The organism is Actibacterium pelagium (assembly GCF_002285415.1).
Taxonomy (GTDB): domain Bacteria; phylum Pseudomonadota; class Alphaproteobacteria; order Rhodobacterales; family Rhodobacteraceae; genus Actibacterium_B; species Actibacterium_B pelagium.
In genome coordinates this window covers 409,979-436,432 of sequence record NZ_NSBU01000004.1, presented here as the reverse complement: position 1 = coordinate 436,432, position 26,454 = coordinate 409,979, and the positions used below count along the sequence as shown (strand labels likewise).

The following is a 26,454-nucleotide window of genomic DNA, read 5'->3' as shown; positions in this document are numbered from 1 at the left end:
GGTCAAAAAATTCGACGGGGCGGCCTTTGGCGGCCCCGTTTTTCTGTCCGGCCCTTGCCCCCTTGGACAAAAACCAATAAACGCCGCCCGATACTCCAACGAAACAAAGGCGTTTGCGCATGTCTGCTCCGAAGAAAGTAGTCCTGGCCTATTCCGGCGGTCTGGACACCTCGATCATCCTGAAATGGCTGCAGACCGAATACGGCTGCGAGGTCGTGACCTTTACCGCTGACCTTGGTCAGGGCGAAGAACTGGAACCAGCGCGTGAAAAGGCGCTGATGCTGGGGATCAAGCCAGAGAACATCTATATCGAAGACCTGCGCGAAGAATTCGTGCGCGACTACGTCAACCCGATGTTCCGCGCCAACGCGCAATACGAAGGCCTGTACCTTCTGGGCACCTCGATCGCACGTCCGCTGATCTCGAAGCGCCTGATCGAGATTGCCGAGGCAACCGGCGCCGACGCTGTGGCACATGGTGCAACCGGCAAAGGCAACGACCAGGTGCGTTTCGAGCTGGCCGCCTATGCGCTGAACCCCGACATCAAGGTCATCGCCCCGTGGCGTGAATGGGACCTGACCAGCCGTACCAAGCTGATCGACTTCGCTGAGAAAAACCAGATTCCGATTGCCAAGGACAAGCGCGGCGAGGCGCCATTCTCGGTCGACGCAAACCTGCTGCACACCTCGTCCGAGGGTAAGGTTCTGGAAGACCCGGCGGTTGACGCGCCCGACTATGTCTATCAGCGCACCGTTCACCCCGAAGACGCCCCGAACGAACCCGAATATATCGAGATCGGCTTTGAAAAGGGCGACGCGGTTTCGATCAACGGTCAGGCCGTGAACGCCGCTGAAATGCTGACCCAGCTGAACGAATACGGCCGCAAGCACGGCATCGGCCGTCTGGATCTGGTTGAAGGCCGCTTCGTCGGTATGAAATCGCGCGGCATCTATGAAACCCCGGGCGGCACCATCCTGCTGGAAGCACACCGTGGCATCGAGTCCATCACCATGGACCGTGGCGCGATGCACCTGAAAGACCAGCTGATGCCGCAATATGCAGAGCTGATCTACAACGGTTTCTGGTTCTCGCCGGAACGCGACATGCTGCAGGCCGCCATCGACAAGTCTCAGGAATATGTCACCGGTACCGTGCGCCTGAAACTCTACAAAGGTCTGGCACGCACCGTGGGCCGCTGGTCTGACTACTCGCTGTACTCGGAAGAGCACGTGACGTTTGAAGACGACGCCGGCGCCTATGACCAGAAAGACGCTGCGGGCTTCATCAAGCTGAACGCCCTGCGCCTGCGCCTTCTGGCAATGCGCGACAAGCGTCAGCGCTAAGGCCCCAAGACAACAGAATTCGAAACCGCCCGCGACACCCTCGCGGGCGGTTTTGTTTCAGCCGATCCCGTTGCCGTGACCTCACGGGCTTGTCAGTTCAGCGCGAGCAGGCGGGTGGTCTAGTTTAAGCCATTCACGACGGAGGCTAAGATGATCCTGACCCGAGACATGTTGAAAACCTGGACACTGGTGTTTGCCATTGCCGTGGGCGCCATCGCGCGCTGCGACATTGCCCAAGCTGCCCCAGCCGAGAAACTGGTGGTTGCCGGGGGGTGTTTCTGGTGTGTCGAATCCGATTTTGAATCCGTCGATGGCGTGATCGAGGCCGTTTCGGGCTTTACTGGCGGCAAGTCTGCAAACCCCAGCTACCGCGATGTGGTGTCGGGCGGCACCGGCCATTACGAGGCGGTCGAGATCACCTTTGATCCTGATGTCGTGTCCCGTAAGACGCTTTTGAGCCTGTTCTTCCGATCCGTGGATCCAACCGATAAGGGCGGACAATTCTGCGATCGGGGGCCAACCTATCGCACAGCGATCTTCGTGTCGTCAAAGGCGGAAGAGACCCTTGCGAAACGGGCAAAACGCGAAGCTTCGGGCGTGCTGCAACGCCGGATCGTCACTCCGATCCTGCCTTTAGGCGCATTCTTTCCGGCCGAGGCGTATCATCAGGATTATTACAAGCAGGATAAGGTCATCCTCACGCGTTTCGGACCGCGTAAAAAATCCGTTGCCTACAAGAAATACCGCGATGCCTGCGGGCGCGATGCCCGCACAAAAGCCCTGTGGGGGGACGAGGCTGCCTTTGCCATGGGCAAGTAGGGCTTCGACCGATAGACCTTCTTTGCGTGATTTGTCCGTTACAGATCGCGCTCTATTCTTGACGAGTCGATCCCCTCTATCCTTTTATCAGACCAATTGCGTTCCCCGGGCCATTGCCCGTCGTCCAGTTCTGGACCGCCCATTGATTTGAAAGGATACCACCATGATGCGCACCCGTGCCGCCGTTGCCCTTGAAGCTGGCAAGCCGCTTGAGATCATGGAGGTCAATCTTGAAGGCCCGAAGGCCGGAGAGGTTCTGGTAGAGATCAAGGCCACCGGCATCTGCCACACCGACGAATTCACCCTGTCAGGCGCAGACCCCGAAGGCCTGTTCCCATCGATCCTTGGCCACGAAGGCGCGGGCGTCGTGCTAGAGGTGGGCGAGGGCGTGACCACGTTGAAACCCGGCGACCACGTGATCCCGCTTTACACGCCGGAATGCCGTGAATGTCATTCCTGCCTTTCGGGGAAAACCAACCTGTGTACCGCCATTCGGGGCACGCAAGGTCAGGGGCTGATGCCGGACGGGACCTCGCGCTTTTCGATGCTGGATGGGACGCCGATCTACCACTACATGGGCTGCTCGACCTTCGCCAACCACACCGTCATGCCCGAGATTGCGCTGGCCAAGGTGCGCGACGACGCGCCCTTCGACAAGATTTGTTACATTGGTTGTGGCGTGACCACCGGGATCGGCGCCGTGATCAACACCGCGGGCGTCGAGATCGGATCGTCCGCCGCTGTCTTTGGTCTGGGCGGTATTGGCCTGAACGTGATCCAGGGTCTTCGCATGGCCGGGGCCGACAAGATCATTGGCGTGGACCTGAACAACAGCAAGGCCGAGATGGCCCGGAAGTTCGGCATGACCGATTTCGTCAACCCCGCAGAGCTGCCAGAGGGTCAATCGGTGACCGAAGCGATCATCGAACTGACCAAGACAGAAAAAGACCAGTTTGGCGGCGTGGATTACTCGTTCGACGCCACCGGCAACGTGCAGGTCATGCGCGACGCGCTGGAATGCTCGCACCGGGGGTGGGGCGTTTCCGTGATCATCGGTGTGGCCCCGGCAGGTGCCGAGATTTCAACCCGTCCGTTCCAGCTGGTCACCGGTCGCGTCTGGAAGGGTACAGCCTTTGGCGGCGCGAAGGGTCGTACAGACGTTCCTAAGTTTGTCGACTGGTACATGGACGGCAAGATCGAGATTGACCCGATGATCACACACAAACTGTCATTGGACGAGATCAACAAAGGCTTTGACCTGATGCACGAAGGTAAGTCGATCCGCGCCGTTGTTGAATACTGATTTTGCATCACTGAGCCATACTCAAAGCGACCAGCGCATGAGCCGCTAGAGCGTCAGAACGTTCAAATAGCAAAGCCAAAGATGAAATGTGCAGCCATCATACTTGCCCATGAGCGGCCGGATTGCTTGTCTAGGCTTCTAACGCGGTTATCGGGCCCGTTGTGGCAGCCTTATGTCCATGTGGATGCAACTTCGGATATGGCGCAATTCGAACATCTGCGCCCAAAGGCCAAATTTTTGGAGGATCGCATAGCAGTCCATTGGGGGCATGTCAGCATTGTCGATGCTACGCTTAAGATGTTGCGACAGGCGCTTCAGGACAAAAATATCACCCATTTAGTCCTGCTGAGCGGGCGCTGCTTTCCCGCCCGACCAGATAAAGAGATCGCAACCGCGCTGTTGTCTTGCACGCATGGCGGCAACTTCATTGATCAAAATCCAATGCCGAACGCAGGTCACAAACTTGGCCGTATCACGAAATCGCATTTTCGGTATATACGTTCCAAGTTCTTGCGCAGGCTCATGTACCATCTGCGGAAATGGCGGATACCAGCAGAGACCAAGCATCTCCTTGCAACGACCGAATTGAAGTCCGGCTCTAACTGGATGATCCTATCGCGAGAGGCTTGCGAGAAGATTTTGCGGCTGCTTGAAGATGAGCCTTGGTTCCGGCCCGCCTTTGAGCGCGCGCTTTGCCCAGACGAGTTCTTTTTCCATACTGCGTTCCACTTTCTTGAATTGAAGCCCGATGGGCCAAGCCAGACCTATTCGCGCATTCCAGATGGGACAGCCAATGCTGTTTCATTAAAGAAAGCTGATTGGGATGACATACGCAGGACCGGGAATCTGTTCGCACGGAAAACGGACGTCTTCTTTCCTGAAGAGACCACAGAGCCTGATTTTCAGAACCGGGCGTCCTGAACCTCTTTCAGGTCGGGGATAACGTCTGCCGTGCCATGGCGCGAAACCATCAGCGCTGCCGCACGGCTGGCCAGTTGCATGGCTTGCGGGATCGGCAGGCCTCGGTCCAGTGCCGCCAGAATATAGCCGGTGAACGTGTCGCCCGCGCCCGTGGTATCGACCACCTTGGTCGGCAGGGCGGGGAAGCTGCGCGAGGTTTTGGCCTGATTGTCGTGAAACACCGCCCCGTCGCTGCCTTTGGTCACGACCACATGGCGGATTGGCAGGTCTTGCGGGGCAAGGCCCATGGCCTCTCCCAGCTGCGCGGCCTCAACCGCATTCAGGATCAGGAAATCCAGATAGGGCAGGACCGCCTGTACCGCGTCAGCATCGAACGGCGCGGCGGCATAGGCGACGCGAAGGCCAAGCTCTTTACCCATTTGGGCAGCGAAGGCCTGCCCGTTGGTCTCGTTCTGCAAAAGCAGGGTGTCACCGACCGAGGCCTCGGACAAAGCGGCGCGGATCGCGTCTTTGGAAATCTGGCCATTGGCGCCCGACAGCAGGATGATCGAGTTCTCGCCAGCGTCATCCACCATGATCACGGCTTGCCCCGTGGGCACATCAAGAATGGCGATGTGACGGGTATCCACGCCGTATTCCATCAGCCGGTCCACCGCCCAGCGCCCGTCGGGCCCAACGGCCCCGATATGGCGCAACTGCGCGCCCGCACGGGCCGCGGCGACCGACATATTGGCCCCTTTACCACCCAGACCTGTGGTCAGGTCCGAGGCGGTCAGGGTCTCCCCCGGCAGCGGCAAATGCGGGACCCGGTAAAACAGGTCCGCATTAATCGAGCCGAGGTTGTAGATCGGCATCAGCCGACCTTACAGGCAGCCAGAAGCGCCATATTGGTGATGTCGCTGACGGTCGAACCGATGGAACAGATCTGGATCGGCTTGTCGACGCCCGACAGGATCGGACCAATCACGGTCGCACCCGCCATTTCCTGCATCAGCTTGACCGAGATTGAGGCAGAGTGCCGCGCGGGCACCACAAGCACGTTCGCGGGACCGGTCAGGCGCGAGAAGGGGTATTTCTCCATCGCATCCATGTTCAGGGCCACGTCGACGGTCATTTCGCCCTCGTATTCGAAGTCCACACCACGCTGGTCCAGCACTTGCGGGGCAAGGTGCATCTTCTCGGCGCGTTCGCTGACCGGATAGCCGAAGGTCGAGAAGCTAACGAAGGCCACGCGGGGCTCAACACCAAAGCCACGAGCCACTCCGGCCGCGCGTTCGGCGATATTGGCCAGATCGTTTTCGTCGGGCCATTCGTGAACCAGCGTATCGGCAACCAGAAGGAAGCGGCTTTTGTGCAGCAGGGCGGTGACACCCACCGCGCCGTCCTCTGCTTTGGCGTCGAAGACGTGGTTAATCAGCTCCATCACCTGCGCCGACTTTCGGGTCGCGCCGGTGATCATCCCGTCGCCATGGCCATGGGCCAGCATAAGCGACGCAAATACGTGGCGATCGCGCGAGGCCAATCTGTGGGCATCCTGATTGTCGAAACCTTTGCGCTGAAGGCGCTTGTACAGGAAGTCACGATATGTGGACAAATGTCGTGTGTTGGCGGCGTTCACGACTTCCAGCTCGCGATGGGCATCGCCAAGACCAACAGATTCCAGCTTTTCCTTCACGTCGTTCTCTCGACCAACAACCAGCGACTTGCCGTAACCGGACCGCTGATAGTTCACCGCCGCGCGCAGGACGCGGACATCGTCGCCTTCGGTAAAGATCATCCGGGCCTGTGCCGCACGGGCGCGGGCCGAGATCGACCGCAGGATCGTGGCGGTCGGGTCCATCCGCGCCATCAGGTCCTGTTTGTATTTCTCTAGGTCCACGATCGGACGGCGGGCCACGCCAGTGTCCATCCCGGCCTGTGCGACAACCGGCGGGATCGTGTGGATCAAGCGCGGGTCGAACGGGGTGGGGATGATGTAGTCACGGCCAAAGGACAGCTTGCGGCCATAGGCCATGGCGACTTCGTCCGGCACATCTTCGCGGGCCAGTTCCGCCAACGCCTGAGCACAGGCGATCTTCATCTCGTCGTTGATGGCGCGCGCGTGGATGTCCAGCGCGCCGCGGAACAGGTAGGGGAAGCCCAGAACGTTGTTCACCTGGTTGGGATAGTCCGAGCGGCCGGTGGCCACGATCGCATCGGCGCGCACCTCGTGTGCGTCTTCCGGCGTGATCTCGGGGTCGGGGTTGGCCATTGCGAAGATGACCGGGTTTTCGTTCATGCTGGCGACCATATCCGCCGTCACAGCACCCTTGACCGAAACGCCAAGGAAGACGTCCGCGCCGTCCATCGCCTCTTCAAGCGTGCGCTTGTCGGTGTTGGCGGCATGGGCCGATTTCCACTGGTTCATGCCTTCCTTGCGGCCCTGATAGATCACGCCCTTGGTGTCACACATGATACAGTTGTCATGCTTGGCACCCATGGCCTTGACCAGTTCCAAACAGGCGATGCCAGCCGCACCCGCGCCGTTCAGGACGATTTTGCAGTCCTCGATCTTCTTGCCGCTCAGATGCAGCGCATTGATCAGGCCCGCCGCGCAGATCACGGCGGTGCCGTGCTGGTCGTCGTGGAAGACGGGGATGTCCATCTCTTCCTTGAGCCTTTGCTCAATGATGAAACATTCCGGCGCCTTGATATCTTCTAGGTTCACGCCACCAAAGGTCGGGCCCATCAGTTTGACGGCCTTGATGATCTCATCGGGGTCTTCGCTGTCCAACTCGATATCGATGGCATTCACATCAGCGAACTTCTTGAACAGGACGGCCTTGCCTTCCATCACCGGCTTTGACGCCAAGGCACCAATGTTGCCCAGCCCCAGAACCGCGGTCCCGTTCGAAACTACGGCCACCATGTTGCCCTTGGTGGTATAGTCGTAGGCCGTCGCCGGATTTTCCGCGATCGCCTCACAAGGCACGGCAACACCTGGGGAATAGGCCAGCGACAGGTCCCGCTGCGTGGTCATCGCGGTGGTCGAACTGATCTCGAACTTACCCGGGGTCGGTTCCAGGTGGTAAGCAAGTGCTTCTTCCGAGGTCACTTTAGTCTTGCCGGCCATATGTCTTTCCTCCTTAGACGTCCCCCGTTCTTAACCGCGCGGAAGTTTCGCGACAACCACCGATGATTTCGGGCTTTCGCCCAGTTTGTCGCATTTGTAAGCTGCGGGTCGAACCACGGGGCAGGGGGCAAGCTTGGCCGCAGCAGCAGTGACGCCGATGATGGCGCAGTATCTGGAGATCAAAGAGGCGCATAAAGATGCGCTGCTGTTCTACCGGATGGGCGATTTCTACGAGATGTTCTTTGACGACGCGGTCGCGGCGGCTGAAGCGCTGGATATTGCCCTGACCAAACGCGGCAAACACGCGGGCGAAGAAATCCCCATGTGCGGCGTGCCTCATCATGCGGCCGAAGGCTATTTCCTGACGCTGATCCGCAAGGGGTTCCGCGTCGCTGTCTGCGAACAGATGGAAAGCCCGGCCGAGGCCAAGAAACGTGGCTATAAGGCTGTTGTGAAGCGTGAGGTCGTGCGGCTGGTCACGCCCGGCACGCTGACCGAGGACTCTCTGCTAGAGGCGCGCCGTCACAACTTCCTTGCTGCCTATACCGAGGTTCGGAATGAAGCCGCGCTAGCCTGGGTCGATATCTCGACCGGGGCGTTCCACGTGATGCCGATCACACCAGTGCGCCTGTCGCCTGAAATGGCCCGTCTTGGGGCGCGCGAATTGCTGGTGGTCGACGACGCCGACAGCGCCTTGCGCGATATGGCCGAAGACAGCGGCGTTGCCCTGACGCCCTTGTCGAACGCCAGCTTCGACAGCACCTCTGCCGAGAAGCGCCTGAAAGAGCTGTTCAAGGTTGGCTCGCTAGACAGTTTCGGCCAGTTCACCCGCGCCGAGCTGGGCGTGATGGGCGCGATCGTCGATTATCTGGATATCACGCAGAAGGGTAAACTGCCCCTGCTGCGCACACCGGTGCGCGAGGCCGTTTCGGGCACTTTGCAGATCGACGCAGCCACCCGCCGATCACTGGAATTGACGCAATCCATGGCCGGGGGGCGCGATGGGTCCCTGCTTGGGGCGATTGACCGAACAGTGACGGCTGCCGGGGCCCGGTTGCTGGAACGTCGGATTTCCGGGCCATCAACCGATCTGACGTCGATCCTTGATCGTCAGGAAAACGTCCGGTTCGCCGTGGAACAATCCCGCCTGCGCGACCGTTTGCGCGACATGCTACGCAAAGCACCCGACATGGATCGCGCCTTGTCGCGCCTAGCGCTGGACCGAGGCGGCCCGCGTGATCTGGCCGCCATTCGGAATGGCTTGGCCCAGGCCGCTGACATCGCCGAAACGCTTCAGGGTGATCTGCCAAAGCTTTTGGCCCAAGCGACCCAAGACCTGACCGGCCACGAAGAGTTGCAGCAATTGCTGGACGACGCGCTGATTGCCGAGCCCCCACTTCTGGCGCGTGACGGTGGCTTTATCGCCCCCGGTCATCACCCGGAACTGGACGAGGCCCGGACCCTGCGCGACGAAGGCCGCGGCGTGATCGCCGGAATGCAGGCCGATTTCGCCGCGCAAACCGGCATTCAGTCGCTGAAGGTCAAACACAACAACGTCCTTGGTTATTTCATCGAAACGACGGCCAAACATGCCGACGTGATGATGTCGCCGCCCTTGTCGGAAACCTTCATCCACCGCCAGACCACCGCCAACGCGGTGCGGTTTACAACGGTAGAGCTTTCCGAACTGGAAGCCCGCATCCTGAGCGCCGGCGCCCGCGCGTTGGAGATTGAGAAACAGTTGTTCGAAGGGCTGCGCAGCGCGATCCTTGACCAAGCAGATACCGTCGGCATGGCCGCGCGGGCCTTGGCAGAGATCGACCTTGCCTGCGGTCTTGCCGATCTGGCAGTCGACCAAGACTGGTGCGCCCCGCAGGTCGATGACAGTCGCTGTTTCACGATTGTCGGCGGCCGCCACCCAGTGGTGGAACAAGCGCTGCGTCGCCAAGGCGGCGAAAGCTTCGTCGCCAACGATTGCGATCTGACGGCTGACGCTGGTGCGGCGATCTGGTTGCTGACCGGTCCGAACATGGCTGGTAAATCGACCTTCCTGCGCCAGAACGCGCTTATCGCACTGCTGGCCCAAGCTGGTAGCTTCGTACCCGCGAAGTCAGCCCATATCGGCCTTGTCAGCCAGATCTTCAGCCGGGTCGGCGCGTCGGATGACCTTGCCCGGGGCCGATCGACATTCATGGTTGAAATGGTCGAAACCGCAGCGATCCTGAACCAAGCCGACGACCGTGCGCTGGTGATTTTGGACGAGATCGGCCGGGGCACGGCAACCTATGACGGCCTATCAATCGCATGGGCCACGCTGGAACACCTGCATGACGTCAACCGCTGCCGCGCACTGTTTGCCACGCATTATCACGAGATGACATCGCTCGCGACGAAGCTGGAAGGGGCCGATAACGCCACCGTCGCCGTGAAGGAATGGGAAGGTCAGGTGATCTTCCTGCACGAAGTTCAAAAAGGAGCCGCTGACCGATCTTATGGTGTGCAGGTCGCCAAGCTGGCTGGCCTGCCGCCCGCCGTCGTCGAACGCGCCAGATCGGTTCTGGAAAAGCTGGAACAAGGAGAGCGTGACCGCGAAGGGCCCAAGGCCTTGATCGACGAACTGCCCTTGTTTGCCGCAACCCCGGCGCCTGCGGCAGCGCCCGCTGCGGGTCCGTCCGAAGTTGAAGACCGGCTAGAGGACATCCACCCCGACAACCTGACCCCCCGCGAAGCATTGGAATTGCTTTACGAACTGAAAGCGCTGAAGAAAAGCTGATCTACCAGCTGCCGCTTGCGCCGCCGCCGCTAGAGGATCCACCTCCGAACCCGCCCGAAGAGGACGCGCTTTTTGACTTCTTAGGAATGGTTCGGGTGACGCTCCACGCATCCTGACAGTGGTGGCAGTGGTAGTCGATCCGCTTCTTGCCTGTGGACGACGTGGTCGCCGTCTTCAGAACCGTGGTGTCGCCCTCGACAGTGCGATAGCCGCAGGAACGACAAGCGCCATATTGCGAAAACCACGCCTTATAGCCCTCGACCGTCACGTGGTTACATTTCGGGCAATCCCAAACGTCATAATCGACGCTTTTCAACTGTTCTTCCTTGATTTGTCCCTGCTGCAAATGGTTGTCGTCCCAAACCTCGTCCAGCCGCACCATTTTCGAGCCGTCGCGCGGGCAAATCCGCGGCGTATTGCGTTTCCACCGGCGATAAGCCTGAACCGGTATCAGCATCAGCGGGCCGAGGATGGCCCACAACCAGTTTCCCAGACCATGAATGATATCCATCACACCGCCCCACAGATGGCTGGCGGTGCTCTTGTCGTATTCCCCGGGGTAACGGCCGGTAAGCTCCAAGATGACCTCGTCCACACCTTCTTCGATTCCGCCGATGTAATCGTCACGCCGGAAATAGGGTAGGATATTGCTGTCGATAACGATCTGCATCGGCTTGTTCATTCGGGTGCCGTAACCCGCGCCGACCTCGATCCGCATTTCGCGGTCAAAGCGCGCGATCAGCATCATGACCCCGTCATTACGCTGCGCATCGCCCACACCCCAATAGTTGAACAGCCCTGTGGCAAAAGGTTCGATCGCACCGCTGTGGCCATAGTTTGACATGAGGTTGATTGTCACGACCGTGAACTCGATGTCTTTCTTTTCCTTCAGCTCGATCAGCTTGTCGCGAATGCGGGCTTCATCCGCCTCCGGCAAAAGATCGGCGAAGTCATTTACATAGGTTTCGGTGTAATCCGGGTAGGTCTGGGCCTGCGCTGCAATCGGCACCCAAACTGTAAAAATCAAAAAAAGAATACGTCGCAAAAGAAAAGCTCCCGCCAAAGGACGGGAGCTTTCTAACATCGTTTCCAAGGGCTGTTTAGCCGGGATTGGACGAAACGCCCACCTGCGCGGCCCGCAACAGGCGGTCATGCAGTTTGAAGCCTTGGCCCAGAACCTGAATGATCTCACCCTTTGTGGTATTCGGCACAGGGGCTTCGAACATGGCTTCGTGGACGTCCGGATCGAACGTATCACCAACCTCGGGTGCGATCACCTCGATGCCGTGCTTGGAAAACACGTTGGTCAGCTCGCGCATGGTCAGGTCGATGCCTTCCAGCAGCGCCTTGTTTGCTTCGCGCTGCTCGTCGGTCACCGCGCCCAAAGCGCGTTTCAGGTTGTCGTAAACCGGCGCCATATCGCGGGCCAGCTTGGACCCGCCGTATTTCTCGGCATCGCGACGATCACGTTCGCCACGCTTGCGCAGGTTCTCTGCGTCTGCCAGCGCACGCATGAAACGGTCTTTGTATTCGTCACGCTCAGCAATTACTGCCTCGACCGCTTCACTAATCTCTTCCGGTTCTTCCATGGATTCCGGATCGGTAATATCAATCAGCTCTTCTTCAGACATCAGTTCGTCTGCCACGTCTTTCTTAGCCTCAGCCATAAGTCTCAACCTTTGCCACTGCCGGAAATCAGCTTTCCGACCAGCTGCGCTGTGTAGTCGACCACCGGTACCACGCGCCCGTAATTAAGACGGGTCGGTCCGATCACGCCTACAGCGCCGATTATCTTTCGATCAGCGTTCATATAGGGAGAGACCACCAAAGAGGAACCCGAAAGTGAAAAAAGCTTGTTCTCAGAGCCGATAAAAATGCGCACACCCTCGCCGTCTTCGGCCAGTTCAAGGAAATTGGCGATGTCGCGCTTGCGTTCAAGGTCATCAAACAGGCTGCGGATGCGTTCCAGCTCTTCCGCTTCTGCTGAGTTTTCCAGAAGATTCGCCCGTCCGCGCACGATCAGGCGTTCGTATGCAGTGTCTTCGTTTTCCCAGATCGCCATGCCGTTTTCGACCATGTCGCGGGCCAAGGCGTCCAGCGTTTGGCGGTGTTCCTTGATTTCTCGTGAAACAACGTCGCGCAGTTCGGACAATGTATGACCCTCGGCCACGGCGTTCAGAAAGTTCGCGGCCTCTCGCAAAGACGACGGGGTCTGGCCCGTTGGCGGGGTGAAAACACGGTTCTCGACCTGCCCGTCGGCAAACACCAGAACCACTAGTGCGCGGTCCGGAGCAAGGCTGACAAATTCGATATGGCGAATGGGCGCCTCTTGCTTAGGTGCCAGCACCAGTGATGCGCCATGGGTGACGCCAGACAGGGCCGAGCCAATGCTGTCCAGCATATTGGTCACGTCCGAAGACCCACCGACGGTCGCGTCGATCTTGCTTTGATCTTCGCGATCCAGATTGCGGACCTCTAGCAGTCCATCGACGAACATCCGCAGACCCAGTTGCGTCGGGATGCGCCCGGCCGAAACATGGGGGCTGTCCAGAAGGCCCAGGAACTCTAGGTCCTGCATTACGTTGCGGATCGTCGCTGCCGAGACCTTCTCGGATAAGGTGCGTGTCAGCGACCGAGAGCCTATCGGCTCACCCGTTTCCAGGTATCCTTCAACCACCCGCCGAAATACTTCGCGCGAGCGATCGTTCATCTCTTCCAACAGGCTGTTAGGGTCAGTCACGGCATAAATCCTCTGACTGTCATTAAAGTGCTGTCGTTTCCGGCGTCAATGACCCTTGCATCATGCGCGCCAACATGTGAGCAAAGCGCCAAGTTTTACTAGGAGAGATCCCCATGCGCCCCTCTGGCCGTCAGCTTGACCAAATGCGTTCCGTTTCGATCGAAACCGATGTGACCAAACATGCAGAAGGCTCGTGCCTGATCAAGATGGGTGACACCCATGTTCTGTGCACCGCCTCGCTGGAAGAACGCGTACCGCCCTTCCTGCGCAACAAGGGTCTGGGCTGGGTCACCGCCGAATACGGCATGCTGCCGCGCTCGACTTCGTCCCGGATGCGCCGGGAAGCGACGGCTGGCAAGCAAGGTGGCCGGACCGTCGAAATCCAGCGCCTGATTGGCCGCTCGCTGCGTGCAGGCGTGGATCGTCAGGCCATGGGTGAACGTCAGATTACCGTCGACTGCGACGTTATTCAGGCCGATGGCGGCACCCGTTGTGCTTCGATCACTGGCGGTTGGGTTGCCCTACGTCTGGCCGTGAACAAGCTGATGAAGGCTGGCGACATCATCTCTGACCCGCTGACCGACAATGTCGCTGCCGTGTCCTGCGGCATCTATGCGGGCCAACCGGTTTTGGATCTGGATTACCCCGAAGACAGCGAAGCTGGCACCGACGGCAACTTCGTCGCCACCGGCAGCGGTCGGCTGATCGAGGTACAAATGTCGGCGGAAGGCTCTACATATTCACGGGATGAGATGAACAAGCTGATGGATCTGGCGGACAAAGGACTGGCCGAACTGGTCGCAGCACAGAACGCCGCCGTGGGGGCATAATGCGCAAATTCACTGAAAAGAAGCTGGTGATCGCCACGCATAACGCGGGAAAACTGGCGGAAATTCAAGCACTTATGGCCCCGTTCGGGATCGAGGTGACCTCGGCCGGCGAACTGGGTCTGGATGAACCCGAAGAGACAGAAACCACGTTCATCGGCAACGCCCGGATCAAGGCGCTGGCGGCTGTCAAAGCCACCGGCCTGCCCGCACTAGCCGACGACAGCGGGATCGAGATCGACGGTCTGGGCGGCGCCCCCGGCGTCTACACCGCCGACTGGGCCGAAACGCCCAACGGTCGCGATTTCAAGATGGCGATGACCAAATCTTGGGAAAAGCTGGAAGAGGCCAAAGCCCCCTTCCCCCGCACCGCACGGTTCTGCTGCACCTTTGTATTGGCCTGGCCTGACGGGCACGAAGAGATCTTCGAGGGCCACGCCCCCGGCGAGATCGTCTGGCCCATGCGCGGCGAAGAAGGTCATGGCTATGACCCGATCTTCCAGCCGAACGGGTACGACATCACCTTTGGTGAAATGGCCGCCGATGAGAAAAACCGCATCAGCCACCGCGCCCGCGCCTTCGAAAAACTGGTCGCGATCCTTGGCTGATGACTGGCAAAACGGGGGCTTTGGGCTTTATGTCCATTGGCCCTTCTGCCAGGCGAAATGCCCCTATTGCGACTTCAACAGCCACGTTGCTGCCAGTATTGATCAAACGCGGTGGCGCGATGCCTATCTATCTGAAATTAAACGAATTTCTGACCTTGTTCCGGGCCGCACCCTGAACACGATTTTCTTCGGGGGCGGCACGCCCAGCCTGATGCAACCCGAAGTCGTGGCCGATATCATCGACGCTGCCCGCGCTGCGTGGCCCACAGCCAATGACATGGAAATCACGCTAGAGGCCAACCCGACTTCTGTCGAAGCGGGCCGCTTTCAGGGCTACCGTGAAGCCGGGGTGAACCGCGTTTCGATGGGCGTACAGTCCCTGAATGACGACGATCTGCGCCGTTTGGGCCGCCTGCACAGTGTTGCAGAGGCTCGTAAGGCGTTCGACATCGCCAGAAACACCTTTGACCGGGTCAGTTTCGACCTGATCTATGCGCGTCAGGACCAGACGCCTGACCAATGGGTCGCAGAACTGCGCGAGGCGCTGTCGATGGCCATCGACCACCTGTCGCTATACCAGCTGACGATCGAAGCCGGCACCGCCTTTGGCGACCGCTATGATCGCGGCCTTCTGCGTGGCCTGCCCGACGAAGATAGCGCGGGTGACATGTACTTCCTGACGCAAGAGATTTGCGATGCCGCCGGCCTGCCCGCCTATGAGGTGTCGAACCACGCCCGCCCCGGGTCGGAGAGCCGCCACAACAAGATCTACTGGCGCTATGGCGACTATGCCGGGATCGGCCCCGGCGCCCATGGCCGGTTGACTTTTAACGGGCAACGACATGCCATAGATACGGCGCTTGCCCCGGGTAAGTGGTTGGAAACAGTAGAAAAAACTGGAAACGGCGACCAATCCTGCACACCCCTGACGGGTTTCGATCAGGCCGGTGAATACATGATGATGGGCTTGCGCTTGCGCGATGGTATTAGCGTTAACCGCTATGAATCCCTGCTTGGGCAACCCATTGCGAACACGGAAGAACTGGAATCTTTGGGCATGATCGAACATTCAGGCGACCAATTGAAAACCACGGACCAAGGTCGCGCTGTCCTTAACGCCGTGATCCGGGAGCTTCTTCCAGACAGCGAGGGTGCCTGATCACATGCAGATCGTCTGGCTTCTTCTTGGATTGCTTTGCGTCGGGTTGGGACTGATCGGTATCGCCCTGCCCCTGATCCCGACAGCGCCATTCCTGCTGCTGGCTGCGTTCTTCTTTGCACGCTCGTCCGAGAACCTGCACAACTGGCTGATCACACACCCCACCTTTGGTCCAATGATCCTAGACTGGCAGGAACGCGGGGCCATCCGCCCCAGTGCAAAAAGAGCCGCGACACTTTCCGTTGCTGTGGCTTTTCTGTTGTCCCTGCTGTTGGGTGTGCCAACCAAGATTCTGATCGTTCAGGCCTTGGCCCTGATTGGCGTCCTGATCTTTATTTGGACACGTCCATCGGCGTAGCAGACAGCACGCCGCACAGCGCATCCAACTCTTCCAACGTCTTGTAAGAGATCACCATCTTCCCATTTTCGCCGCCAGCGACATGATCAATGGTCACTTTCAGCCCCAAATTGGCCGAAAGGTCCCCTTCGAGAGCTTTAGTATCTGCATCTTTACCCGGCTTAGAAGATTTTGCTGGACGAGAGGGCACAGATTGTTTCGCAAGTTTTTCGGTGTCACGGACCGATAATCCGCCCGAAATCACCTGTTTTGCCATCGCCAGCGGATCTACCGTTGTGACCAGCGCTCGGGCGTGTCCCGCAGACAGTTTTCCTTCGCGCAAGTAATCCTGCACTTGATCCGGCAAAGTCAGCAACCGCATCAGGTTTGCGATGTGGCTTCGGCTTTTCGACATCGCCTCTGCCAGCTTTTCCTGGGTATGACCGAAGCGATCCATCAGCTGGCGATAGCCCATCGCCTCTTCAATCGGGTTCAGGTCGGCACGCTGAATGTTTTCGATGATCGCGACTTCCAGAACTTCGGTGTCATCCATCTCGCGGATGATGACGGGAACCTCATGCAGCTGAGCCCGCTGAGACGCGCGCCAGCGGCGTTCTCCTGCGACGATCTCATAGCTGTCTGCCTTGTTCGGGCTTGGGCGCACGATAATGGGCTGAATAACGCCCTTTTCGGCAATCGAGTCCGACAGCTCTTCTAGCGCATCGTCCGAAAAATGACGACGTGGCTGGTTCGGATTTGGCACCAGTTGTTCGATCGGAAGCGTGCGATCAGCCGGTTTTGAGGTCGGTTGCTCGGCTTTTGCCGGCTCATCCAAGTTCACATCGGCCATCAGCGCCGACAAACCGCGCCCCAGACCCCGGCGTTCACTGTTTCGTGCCATGGGTTTTCCTTTCCGATTAGGCGGCGGCTGCCACCGACTTTTTCAGCATTTCCTGCGCCAGCGCGATATACGCCTGTGCCCCACGCGATGAGGGCTCGTAATCCAACACGGGAATACCGTAGGAAGGCGCCTCGCTTACGCGGACATTGCGGGGAATGACCGTTTCAAATACCAATTCGCCCAAATATTCGCGGGCGTCGTCTTCTACCTGCTGCGACAGACGGTTGCGCTGATCATACATGGTCAGCACGATTCCTTCGATCCGCAGGTTCGGGTTCGCAGCCTCACGCAGCTCCCGGATGGTCAACATAAGCTGAGAAAGCCCTTCTAGGGCGAAAAACTCGCTTTGCAGCGGCACCAGAATGGAATCCGCGGCCACCATCGCATTCACAGTCAGTAGGTTCAGCGATGGCGGACAATCAATCAGGATATAGTCAAAGGCCTTGCCCTCTGCCCCACGCAGCGCATCCCGCAACAGAAATACACGGCGGTCGTTGTTCGCAAGATCAATATCGGCCGAGCTAAGATCCGTCGTCGCCGGGATGATCAACAGCCCATCAACCGGGGTCGGACGCACGATTGCGGCAAGGGGCGTCTTTTCCAGCAGGTCATAGCTGGTTTTTTCGCGTTCTTCTGTACCAACCGACAAACCCGTCGAGGCATTGCCCTGCGGGTCTATGTCCACGATCAGAACCTTTTTGCCCTGCGCGGCTAAAGCTGCACCGAGATTGATGGTGGTTGTCGTTTTGCCAACACCACCCTTCTGGTTGGCCACGGCAACAATCTTGGTCGGGGTAGTACTCGGGCTATTTGGCACGGCGGATGTCCCTGATCAGCAAAATAACGGCGTCTGAGTCCGTTTGACTTACTACTTTCTGCAGGTCGAAGGACCACGTTTCAAGCGCGGCGTTAATTTCATCCACAGCTGATTTTCCTTTGGGGAAAACTGTGAGTCCTTTTGGGGATAAATGCCGTTCGGCAAAGCCCAAAAGGTCCGTCAAGGGCGCCAAAGCGCGGGCCGACAGGACATCTGCCTGTTGAGGAGGCGCTTTTTCAATACGTTCTGACAGTACCTTAGCCGAAATTCCGGTTTCTCGAATCACTGTCCGCAGAAATGTCGCCTTGCGCAAATCGCTTTCGATCAAGGTTGTGGACATCTCGGGTCGCGCTTCTGCCGCCATGATCGCAACGACCAATCCGGGGAAGCCGCCACCGCTTCCGATGTCGACCCAATGGCGGGTGTCATCAGGGGTCAGATCAAAGATTTGGGCAGAGTCCACAAAGTGCCGGGTCCAGGCATCATCCAGCGTCGATTTCGACACCAGATTAATGGCTGGGTTCCACTTCTTCAGAAGGGATTCGTAGGTTTCCAGACGCTCGCGTGTTTCACGTGAAACATCGATCATGCGCTTTGCCGCTCCATCTGACGAAGACGCGCCAGAATAACGGTCAGCGCCGCCGGCGTCATGCCCTCTACACGGCCCGCCTGCCCCAATGTGCTGGGGCGAACCCGCTTCAGCTTCAGCGTCAGCTCATTTGATAGACCGTTCAGAGCGTCATAGTCGAAATCGACCGGAATTTTATGAGCCTCGTCACGCTTGATGGCGGCAAGGTCCTGTTCCTGACGCTTGATGTAGTTGGCATAAAGCGCATCGCGCTCTACCTGAGCCCGAATTTCCGAATCTACGCCCGACAATTCTTCGTTCAGGGCGACCATGTCGTCAAAACCAACGTCAGGGAACGCCAGAACGTCCATCCCGTTGCGGCGATTACCGTCTTCGCTGACGCTAATACCGGCTGCCCGAATTTGCTTGGGTGTTAGAGACATGGCCTCCAAAGCAGTTTTCGCCGCCTCTAGCCGCTCCATCTTCTGGGCAAAGGCCTTTTGGCGTGCTTCCCCCACGCAGCCGATATCTATGCCTTTCTGGGTAAGGCGTTGGTCAGCGTTATCTGCCCGCAAAGACAGACGGAACTCTGCCCGCGAGGTGAACATACGATAAGGCTCTGTTACGCCGCGTGTGATCAGGTCATCGACCATCACGCCGATATAGCTGTCAGAGCGGCTGAACAAGATCGGATCTCGGTCTTGTGCCTGCATCGCGGCGTTCAAGCCGGCCACTGTCCCCTGTGCTGCGGCCTCTTCATAGCCGGTGGTCCCGTTGATTTGCCCCGCCAAATAAAGGCCCGGAACATCTTTCACACCCAATTGAGCGTTCAGCGCCCGCGGATCAACATAGTCGTATTCAATCGCGTAACCCGGTTGCAGGATGACAGCCTCTTCCAAGCCTTTGATCGAGTGCACGTAATCATGCTGCACATCTTCTGGCAAAGAAGTTGAAATCCCATTCGGATAAACGGTGTGATCGTCCAGCCCCTCGGGTTCAAGGAAGATTTGATGAGAGGTTTTATCAGCAAACCGCACCACCTTATCCTCGATCGAGGGGCAATACCGCGGGCCGACGCCCTCAATATGACCGCCATACATGGCCGAGCGATCAAGATTATTCCGGATAAATTCGTGTGTTCGTTCGTTCGTATGCGTGATTCCGCAAGAAATCTGGCGCGCGAATGGTTTGTCCGACAGGAAGGAAAACAGCACCGGATCATCGTCACCGGGTTGTGCGTCAAGCTCATCCCAGGCAATCGTCCGCCCGTCCAGTCGCGGCGGGGTCCCTGTTTTCAAACGACCCAAGGGCAAACCAAAGCTGTCCATCCGCTCGGCCAGCTTCACCGAAGCGTTGTCGCCAATACGTCCACCCGGGCGCTGAACGTCACCGATATGGATAATGCCGCGCAGGAATGTGCCGGTTGTCAGTACGACAGCAGCAGCTTTCAGCTCTGACCCATCCGCCAAAACCACGCCGCGAACAGCCCCGCCATCCATGATCAGGTCGGTAACCTCGCCTTCGACGACTTCCAGATTAGGGGTCGCCGAGATGAAGGCTTGCATGGTTTCGCGGTAAATCTTGCGGTCTGCTTGGGCGCGCGGCCCTTGTACTGCAGGGCCTTTGCGGCGGTTTAGCAGGCGAAACTGAATGCCGGCGCGGTCCGCGACCTGCCCCATCAACCCGCCAAGCGCATCGACCTCGCGTACCAGATGGCCCTTCCCCAACCCGCCGATTGCCGGGTTGCAGGACATCACCCCGATACCGTCGAATCGAAGTGTTACCAGTGCGGTGCGCGCTCCAACCCGCGCGGCGGCATGCGCTGCATCCGCCCCGGCGTGGCCACCACCGACCACCACAACATCAAAGTCGCGATGTTTCACGTGAAACACTCCTACTTACCGATACAGAAGCTCGAGAAAATCTCGTCGAGGATATGCTCGACATCCACCCGCCCAACAAGTGAGTCCAATGCCCGGGCGGCGGAGTTGAGTTCTTCTGCAGCCAGCTCTGCCAAATCAGGGGCCCCTATTACCTGATTCCGTGCATTTTCAACAGAGGTAATGGCAGACAGTACTGCCAGCCTGTGACGCTCTCGTGTCATGGTCGCAGCACGGGCGGCACGGGTTTCCAGAACCTCGGTGATCCCAGAGACCAGCGTCCCGACGCCGACGCCGGTTTTACCAGAGACGGCTAGCGCATCACCCCAGGTTTCCAGATCGGCCTTGCCGTGAACGATCAGGTCATCAGGCGCTGGATCTAGGCCCGGTTTATCGTCTGGTCCCGACAGCAAAAAGACACGCAGATCCGCATCTGTCGCGCGTTGTCGGGCGCGGTCGATACCAATGCCTTCGACCACATCTTCGGTTTCGCGAAGTCCTGCTGTGTCCAAGACCGTTACCGGCAGTCCGTGCAGCTCCATCCGCACCTCGATGACATCGCGCGTTGTGCCCGCGTATTCCGAAGTGATCGCGGCTTCTCGCCCAGCCAAAGCATTCAGCAAGGTTGATTTACCAGCATTAGGCGCCCCGACAATAGCGACCTCAAACCCGTCTCGGATACGCTCGGCCACTGCGACCCCGTCCGCCTCGGCCTTGAGATCAGAAGCGACTTCATCAAGTAATTCAAGGACTTCCGGTGTTACATCGACCGGAACCTCTTCATCTGCGAAATCAATCGTAGCTGCCAGCAACGCGGCTGCCCGGATCAGTTTGGCCCGCCAGGCTTCGGCCCTTTCACCGATCGCGCCAGACAGGACTTGCAGTGCTTGACGACGCTGCGCCTCTGTCTCTGCTTCGAGCAGATCGGACAGACCTTCGACCTGGGCAAGATCCAGTGTTTCGTTTTCCAAGGCACGGCGGGTGAACTCTCCGGCCTCTGCCATGCGCAACCCGTCAATTTCCGACAAGGCTTGCAGAACTGCGCGAACAGTTGCCGGGCTGCCATGCAGGTGAAGCTCGACAACCTCTTCGCCGGTGAAGCTGGCCCCTTTCGGGAACAGCAGAACCAAGGCCTGATCCAGCAAGACGCCATCCCAAAAGATCTCGCGCAGAGCAGCCCGCCGCGCGGGCGGCTCGGACGCCCCCAAAGCAGACAAGGCCGCACGTGCGTGCGGCCCCGAGATCCGGATGACAGCGACGCCCGCTTTTCCGCGGGCCGTCGCCAAGGCATAGATCGTGTCCATTGACCCCTCTTAGGTGTTCATGGAATCGAAGAACTCGGCGTTGTTCTTGGTTTGCTTCAGCTTCGAGATCAGGAATTCGATCGCGTCGGTCGTACCCATCGGGTTCAGGATGCGGCGCAGTACAAAGGTCTTTTGCAGGTCCTTCGCGTCGACCAGCAGGTCCTCTTTCCGGGTGCCGGACTTAAGGATATCCATCGCCGGATAGACACGCTTGTCGGCAACCTTGCGGTCCAGAACGATCTCGCTGTTACCGGTGCCTTTGAATTCTTCGAAGATAACTTCGTCCATCCGCGAGCCAGTATCGATCAGCGCGGTCGAGATGATGGTCAGCGAACCACCTTCTTCAATGTTCCGCGCAGCACCGAAGAAACGCTTGGGGCGTTGCAGGGCGTTTGCGTCGACACCACCGGTCAAAACCTTACCCGAAGACGGGACGGTTGTGTTGAAGGCCCTACCAAGTCTTGTGATCGAGTCGAGCAAGATAACAACATCTCGTTTATGTTCGACCAGACGCTTGGCTTTTTCGATGACCATTTCAGACACGGCCACGTGACGCGACGCGGGTTCGTCGAAGGTTGAGGAAATCACCTCACCCTTCACAGAGCGCTGCATGTCAGTCACCTCTTCCGGGCGTTCGTCGATCAGCAGAACGATCAGGTAACACTCTGGGTGGTTGGCCTCGATCGAATGGGCGATGTTTTGCAACAGAACGGTTTTACCGGTCCGCGGCGGCGCCACGATCAACGAGCGCTGGCCTTTACCGATCGGCGCAACCAGATCGATGATCCGGGCGGAACGGTCTTTGATGGTCGGATCGTCGATCTCCATCTTCAGGCGCTCATCCGGGTACAGCGGCGTCAGGTTGTCGAAGTTGATCTTGTGCTTCGCCTTCTCGGGATCCTCGAAGTTGATCTTCGTCGGCTTGGTGATCGCGAAGTAGCGTTCATTGTCGCCCGGGGCTTTAATGACACCTTCCACCGTATCACCGGTCCGCAAAGAGTTCTTACGGATCATGTCGGGCGAGACGTAGATGTCATCGGGACCCGGCAGATAGTTCGCTTCGGGCGAACGTAGGAAACCAAACCCGTCTTGCAGAACCTCGAGAACACCGTCACCGGAAATCTCCCAGCCTTCTTCGGCATGTTCCTTGAGGATCTCGAACATCATCTCGCCCTTACGCATGGTCGAGGCGTTTTCGATTTCAAGTTCTTCGGCCATCGCCAGAAGGGCTTTGGGGCTTTTGGCTTTCAGCTCAGCAAGAGCCAGACGGTTCTCTGCCATAAGAAATAACTGCTTTCGGTTTCATCCAAACGGATGATGATTTTGGTTTTCCAGGGGAATTCAACAAGCCGGACGGCCTGCGGGAAGGGAGATAAGCAGTCGTAACCTTGAAGTCAAGTTTATCAGAATTTCACGATGACCGAGAACACGATGACAATCATCAGCAAAGTCGGCACTTCGTTCATCCAACGGTGCTGCTTGCCGGTTAGCGCGTTCTCGCCCTTGATGAAATCCTTTCGTCGCAACCCAAGCCAGTGATGGAACCACGTCATCGCCAAGACCGATGCCGCCTTCGTATAGGGCCACACAGCGCCCCAATCGACGACTCCCGGGGTGAAGACCAGCATCAGGCCAAAGATCCATGTGGCGATCATTGCGGGGTTCATGATGAACCGAAGCAATTTCCGCTCCATGGTTTGGAACAAAGTATCCCTGTCGGACCCCACCTCACATTGTTCGGTGTGATAGACAAATAAACGCGGCAAATAGAACAGGCCCGCCATCCACGCCATTACCGACACCACATGTAACGATTTCGTCCATGGGTAAAGGGAAGCCAGAATATCAGTCATATGAAGCACTCCTGTTTCCATCTCTCTAAAATAATAAAATATAAAAGAGAAAGATGATGTATTTGTTGGGCCTGTGGATATCTGGGATTAATGCCTTGACCCCGAGGTCATCCACAAGCGGAAACGGCATGTGAATATATATGTTTACAAGTCAGCTATAATTTCCCTCTTGGCATTTTTTCTATACAAAACAGAAAGTTAGTTTTTGATTTCTCTGCAGTATCTGTGGATAACTTTATAAACCAGTTGGTCAAAGACAAGTTATCCCAAGGCCCAAAAAAATTTTCTCCTCTGTGAGATTCAATGTGAGATACGTTGACAAAACTTTGGCATTCGGGTGAAGCAGGAAATCTGCCCCAAACAGCTCGGGCGTTGTCCTGACGGTTCAGAGCAATTCATCCACAGGGTTATTCAATGGCTGCCTCTCTTATCATCGCCTCGGGCTCTGACATACGTCAGCAGTTGCTGCGCAACGCCGGGGTCGAGTTCGCGGTTCAACCCGCGCGCGTTGATGAGGAAGCGATCAAGCAATCGCTGTTGGCCGAAGGGGCAACCCCACATGACATCGCGGACGCGTTGGCAGAGTTCAAAGCCAGACGTATCGCCGAAAAGAACCCCGGCGCGTTGGTGCTGGGCTGCGACCAGATACTGGAATTGAAAGGAGAGATGCTGTCCAAGCCCTCTTCTCCTGATCAGGCGCGCGATCAGCTGAAACGGATGCGGGGCGCGCGGCACAAGCTGTTGTCGGCCGCCGTTCTTTATGAAGACGGCAAACCCGTGTGGCGGCATGTTGGTCAAGTGCGACTTACGATGCGACCTTTTTCCGACAGCTATCTGGAATCCTACATTGAACGGAACTGGGACAGTATCCAACACGCGGTAGGATGCTATAAACTAGAGGAAGAAGGGGTACGCCTGTTCTCTCAGATTGAGGGGGACTATTTTACAGTGCTGGGCCTGCCGCTGCTGCCGTTTTTGAATTACCTGACCCTGCGTGGAGATTTGCCCGCATGAGCGAACGAATACCTTTGGCTGGTGTGATCGGATCCCCGATCGCCCATTCCAAGTCGCCGAAGTTGCAGAATTATTGGCTGTCCCGATACGGGATCGAGGGCTACTACATTCCGATGGATATCAGCCAGTCTGATCTGGCCGAAGTGCTGCGCATGTTGCCGCGCCAAGGGTTCGTAGGGGTAAATGTCACTATTCCCCATAAAGAAGCCGCCTTGTCGCTGGCCGATACTGTCACCGATCGCGCAGCCCTGATCGGGGCCGCGAATACTCTGACTTTCGGCGCTGACGGCAAGATCATTGCAGACAACACAGACGGATACGGGTTTCTGGAAAACCTTCGCCAAAACGGAGGCGATTGGGATCCATCTTCGGGGCCAGCGGCTGTTTTAGGTGCAGGCGGCGCAAGTCGAGCGGTGATCTCGGCCCTTTTGGATGCGGGTGCCCCGGAAATTCGGCTGGCCAACCGTACCAAGGCACGGGCAGAGGCACTACGTCAGGACTTTGGCTCTCGGGTAGAGGTCTATGACTGGGTTCAGACCGGCGCGATGCTGGAAGGCGTCGCGACCCTGGTGAATACCACATCGTTGGGAATGACCGGCAAGGCAGAGCTGAAGATCTCGCTAGAAAACCTGCCAACAAGCGCGCTGGTCAATGACATCGTTTATTCACCGTTGATGACTCCCCTGCTGACAGAGGCGCAAGCGCGTGGAAACACCGTCGTAGATGGATTGGGCATGCTTCTTTACCAAGCGACCCCCGGGTTCGAACGCTGGTTCGGTCAAAAACCCGAGGTGGATGAAACCACCCGCCTCTTGGTTCTTGGAGAATGAGCAAACCGTTCCTTCTGGGACTGACCGGATCTATCGGGATGGGAAAGTCCACTACGGCGAAGATGTTTGCCGAGGCGGGCGTGCCCGTCTGGGACGCAGATGCCGCGGTTCATCGGCTGTATTCCAAGGACGGGGCAGCGGTTTCAGCCATTCAAGCGCTGCATCCCGACGCAATCGTGGATGGCGCCGTTGATCGCGTAGCGCTGAAAGATTGGATTGGTGCTGAACCGGGCGCGCTGGCCAAGATAGAAGCCGTGGTTCACCCCCTTGTTGCCAAGGATCGCGCTGATTTTATCAATGAAAATCAGGGGGCTAAGGTGGTATTGCTGGATATCCCCCTGCTTTTTGAAACAGGTGGATCATCGCTGATGGATGCCATTGTCGTGGTTACCGCCCCAGCCGATGTACAACGCGCCCGCGTCCTAGAACGCGGCACGATGAGTGAAGAGCAGTTTGAACTGATCCTGTCGAAACAAGTGCCAGACGCGGAAAAGCGCAAGAAAGCGGACTACATCATCGAAACCACCAGCCTTGAAGCCGCCCGTGCCGCCGTGCAGGATGTGCTGACCGACATTTCGAACAGGCAGGCCAATGCGTGAGATCGTTCTCGATACCGAAACCACGGGGTTTGACCCGGAATCCGGCGACCGGATCGTCGAGATCGGGGCGATCGAGCTGTGGAACCACCTGCCCACCGGAAAAACCTATCACCAGTATATCAACCCCAAGCGCGACATGCCGGACGAGGCCTTTGGCGTGCATGGGATCGGCCCGGATATCCTGTCGCCCCCGCGCGACGCGAAACCCGGAGAGGTCACGCTGCTGGACAAGCCCGTGTTTCACGAGGTTGGACAGGCCTTCGCTGATTTCGTCGGAGACTCTAAACTGGTGATCCACAACGCCAGCTTCGACATGAAGTTCTTGAACGCAGAGCTGGGCTGGATGAACCTGCCCCAGATGCCGTTTGATCAGGCGATCGATACGCTGATGATCGCGCGGAAGAAATTCCCGGGGTCTCCGGCGTCGCTGGATGCTTTGTGCCGCCGGTTCGGGATCGATAACTCGAACCGGACACTGCACGGCGCGTTGCTCGACTCTGAAATTCTGGCCGAGGTCTATCTGGAACTGATCGGTGGTCGTCAGCCGGGGCTGGTGCTGGGTGCAAGCATTCAGGCCAGCAGTTCCAGTGGTCCTGCGGTTGACGAATGGCGCCCCACAGCGCGACCAAACCCCCTGCCATCTCGGATCACCGAGGCAGAAACCTCGGCCCATGACGCCTTTGTAGAAAAGCTTGGCGATGATGCGCTTTGGAAGAAGATGCGACAGGCCTAAGACAGGCTGCTCA

General features: G+C 58.1%; 25 protein-coding genes. 13 read left to right on the top strand and 12 right to left on the bottom strand.

What is annotated here, in order from left to right:
• Window positions 1-119 precede the first annotated feature (119 nt).
• The 4 genes from CLM58_RS02375 (at window position 120) to CLM58_RS02360 (ending at window position 4,386) form a co-directional block, all read left to right on the top strand.
• Window positions 120-1,343 (top strand): argininosuccinate synthase, encoded by a 1,224-nt coding sequence (locus tag CLM58_RS02375; RefSeq protein ID WP_095594298.1) that lies wholly within the window; start codon window positions 120-122, stop codon window positions 1,341-1,343.
• Window positions 1,344-1,493: 150 nt separating this feature from the next.
• Window positions 1,494-2,162, top strand: coding sequence for a peptide-methionine (S)-S-oxide reductase MsrA (msrA, locus tag CLM58_RS02370; protein ID WP_229666179.1), 669 nt, complete (start codon window positions 1,494-1,496; stop codon window positions 2,160-2,162).
• Between the two features lie 166 nt (window positions 2,163-2,328).
• On the top strand, window positions 2,329-3,465 hold the full coding sequence (locus CLM58_RS02365) for an S-(hydroxymethyl)glutathione dehydrogenase/class III alcohol dehydrogenase (RefSeq protein ID WP_095594798.1): 1,137 nt from the start codon (window positions 2,329-2,331) through the stop codon (window positions 3,463-3,465).
• Between the two features lie 81 nt (window positions 3,466-3,546).
• A complete protein-coding gene (locus CLM58_RS02360; RefSeq protein WP_095594297.1) occupies window positions 3,547-4,386 on the top strand; it encodes a beta-1,6-N-acetylglucosaminyltransferase in 840 nt (279 codons plus the stop codon).
• On the opposite strand, the gene CLM58_RS02355 is transcribed toward CLM58_RS02360, so the two are convergent.
• Together CLM58_RS02355 and CLM58_RS02350 are read right to left on the bottom strand one after the other, a co-directional pair.
• On the bottom strand, window positions 4,368-5,240 hold the full coding sequence (locus CLM58_RS02355; RefSeq protein WP_095594296.1) for a ribokinase: 873 nt from the start codon (window positions 5,238-5,240) through the stop codon (window positions 4,368-4,370). The genes CLM58_RS02360 and CLM58_RS02355 overlap by 19 nt on opposite strands.
• Window positions 5,240-7,498: an NADP-dependent malic enzyme gene (locus CLM58_RS02350; protein WP_095594295.1), complete on the bottom strand. Its 2,259-nt coding sequence runs from the start codon at window positions 7,496-7,498 to the stop codon at window positions 5,240-5,242. Before CLM58_RS02350 ends, CLM58_RS02355 begins: the two co-directional genes overlap by 1 nt.
• Window positions 7,499-7,655: 157 nt before the next feature.
• Between CLM58_RS02350 and mutS the strand changes: the two genes are divergently transcribed.
• A complete protein-coding gene (mutS, locus tag CLM58_RS02345; protein WP_095594294.1) occupies window positions 7,656-10,271 on the top strand; it encodes a DNA mismatch repair protein MutS in 2,616 nt (871 codons plus the stop codon).
• A 1-nt stretch (window position 10,272) separates the two neighbouring features.
• Here the strand turns inward: mutS and CLM58_RS02340 are convergent, their stop codons facing one another.
• The 3 genes from CLM58_RS02340 to hrcA form a co-directional block, all read right to left on the bottom strand.
• Window positions 10,273-11,298, bottom strand: coding sequence for a TPM domain-containing protein (locus CLM58_RS02340; protein ID WP_158221834.1), 1,026 nt, complete (start codon window positions 11,296-11,298; stop codon window positions 10,273-10,275).
• A gap of 73 nt (window positions 11,299-11,371) precedes the next feature.
• Window positions 11,372-11,938 (bottom strand): nucleotide exchange factor GrpE, encoded by a 567-nt coding sequence (locus CLM58_RS02335; protein WP_095594292.1) that lies wholly within the window; start codon window positions 11,936-11,938, stop codon window positions 11,372-11,374.
• A gap of 5 nt (window positions 11,939-11,943) precedes the next feature.
• Window positions 11,944-12,981 (bottom strand): heat-inducible transcriptional repressor HrcA, encoded by a 1,038-nt coding sequence (gene hrcA / locus CLM58_RS02330; RefSeq protein ID WP_373286811.1) that lies wholly within the window; start codon window positions 12,979-12,981, stop codon window positions 11,944-11,946.
• A gap of 143 nt (window positions 12,982-13,124) precedes the next feature.
• On the opposite strand from hrcA, the gene rph reads away from it, so the two are divergent.
• The 4 genes from rph to CLM58_RS02310 are packed head-to-tail and all read left to right on the top strand — an operon-like array spanning window position 13,125 to window position 15,963.
• Window positions 13,125-13,841, top strand: a complete 717-nt coding sequence (rph, locus tag CLM58_RS02325; RefSeq protein ID WP_095594290.1) for a ribonuclease PH — start codon at window positions 13,125-13,127, stop codon at window positions 13,839-13,841.
• A complete protein-coding gene (gene rdgB, locus CLM58_RS02320) occupies window positions 13,841-14,446 on the top strand; it encodes an RdgB/HAM1 family non-canonical purine NTP pyrophosphatase (RefSeq protein ID WP_188720505.1) in 606 nt (201 codons plus the stop codon). Before rph ends, rdgB begins: the two co-directional genes overlap by 1 nt.
• Window positions 14,439-15,605, top strand: coding sequence for a radical SAM family heme chaperone HemW (hemW, locus tag CLM58_RS02315; RefSeq protein WP_229666178.1), 1,167 nt, complete (start codon window positions 14,439-14,441; stop codon window positions 15,603-15,605). The genes rdgB and hemW overlap by 8 nt, the downstream gene beginning before the upstream one ends.
• 4 nt (window positions 15,606-15,609) lie before the next feature.
• Window positions 15,610-15,963 (top strand): YbaN family protein, encoded by a 354-nt coding sequence (locus CLM58_RS02310; protein ID WP_095594287.1) that lies wholly within the window; start codon window positions 15,610-15,612, stop codon window positions 15,961-15,963.
• Here the strand turns inward: CLM58_RS02310 and CLM58_RS02305 are convergent.
• From CLM58_RS02305 to hemJ, 7 genes are all read right to left on the bottom strand, one after another.
• The gene (locus tag CLM58_RS02305) at window positions 15,938-16,843 is read right to left on the bottom strand and encodes a ParB/RepB/Spo0J family partition protein (protein WP_095594286.1); all 906 of its coding nucleotides are present in this window, start codon (window positions 16,841-16,843) and stop codon (window positions 15,938-15,940) included. The two genes, CLM58_RS02310 and CLM58_RS02305, sit on opposite strands and share 26 nt — an antisense overlap.
• A 16-nt stretch (window positions 16,844-16,859) precedes the next feature.
• Window positions 16,860-17,660, bottom strand: a complete 801-nt coding sequence (locus tag CLM58_RS02300) for a ParA family protein (protein ID WP_095594285.1) — start codon at window positions 17,658-17,660, stop codon at window positions 16,860-16,862.
• Window positions 17,650-18,249, bottom strand: a complete 600-nt coding sequence (rsmG, locus tag CLM58_RS02295; protein WP_095594284.1) for a 16S rRNA (guanine(527)-N(7))-methyltransferase RsmG — start codon at window positions 18,247-18,249, stop codon at window positions 17,650-17,652. The genes CLM58_RS02300 and rsmG overlap by 11 nt, the downstream gene beginning before the upstream one ends.
• Window positions 18,246-20,111 carry a tRNA uridine-5-carboxymethylaminomethyl(34) synthesis enzyme MnmG gene (gene mnmG / locus CLM58_RS02290; protein WP_095594797.1) on the bottom strand — a complete coding sequence of 622 codons (1,866 nt, stop codon included), beginning with the start codon at window positions 20,109-20,111 and terminating at the stop codon, window positions 18,246-18,248. Before mnmG ends, rsmG begins: the two co-directional genes overlap by 4 nt.
• Window positions 20,112-20,122: 11 nt before the next feature.
• Window positions 20,123-21,412 carry a tRNA uridine-5-carboxymethylaminomethyl(34) synthesis GTPase MnmE gene (gene mnmE / locus CLM58_RS02285; RefSeq protein WP_095594283.1) on the bottom strand — a complete coding sequence of 430 codons (1,290 nt, stop codon included), beginning with the start codon at window positions 21,410-21,412 and terminating at the stop codon, window positions 20,123-20,125.
• Between the two features lie 9 nt (window positions 21,413-21,421).
• On the bottom strand, window positions 21,422-22,693 hold the full coding sequence (rho, locus tag CLM58_RS02280; RefSeq protein ID WP_095594282.1) for a transcription termination factor Rho: 1,272 nt from the start codon (window positions 22,691-22,693) through the stop codon (window positions 21,422-21,424).
• Between the two features lie 122 nt (window positions 22,694-22,815).
• The gene (gene hemJ / locus CLM58_RS02275; protein WP_095594796.1) at window positions 22,816-23,265 is read right to left on the bottom strand and encodes a protoporphyrinogen oxidase HemJ; all 450 of its coding nucleotides are present in this window, start codon (window positions 23,263-23,265) and stop codon (window positions 22,816-22,818) included.
• A 414-nt stretch (window positions 23,266-23,679) separates the two neighbouring features.
• Here hemJ and CLM58_RS02270 point away from each other — a divergent pair, with 414 nt between their 5' ends.
• Genes CLM58_RS02270 through dnaQ form a run of 4 tightly spaced genes read left to right on the top strand, consistent with a single transcriptional unit; the run spans window position 23,680 to window position 26,441 of the window.
• Window positions 23,680-24,279: a Maf family protein gene (locus CLM58_RS02270; RefSeq protein ID WP_095594281.1), complete on the top strand. Its 600-nt coding sequence runs from the start codon at window positions 23,680-23,682 to the stop codon at window positions 24,277-24,279.
• Window positions 24,276-25,109, top strand: coding sequence for a shikimate dehydrogenase (locus tag CLM58_RS02265; RefSeq protein WP_095594280.1), 834 nt, complete (start codon window positions 24,276-24,278; stop codon window positions 25,107-25,109). The genes CLM58_RS02270 and CLM58_RS02265 overlap by 4 nt, the downstream gene beginning before the upstream one ends.
• Entirely contained in the window at window positions 25,106-25,708 is a 603-nt protein-coding gene (gene coaE / locus CLM58_RS02260) for a dephospho-CoA kinase (protein WP_095594279.1), read from the top strand. The genes CLM58_RS02265 and coaE overlap by 4 nt, the downstream gene beginning before the upstream one ends.
• On the top strand, window positions 25,701-26,441 hold the full coding sequence (dnaQ, locus tag CLM58_RS02255) for a DNA polymerase III subunit epsilon (protein WP_095594278.1): 741 nt from the start codon (window positions 25,701-25,703) through the stop codon (window positions 26,439-26,441). Before coaE ends, dnaQ begins: the two co-directional genes overlap by 8 nt.
• The last annotated feature ends 13 nt before the right edge of the window (window positions 26,442-26,454 follow it).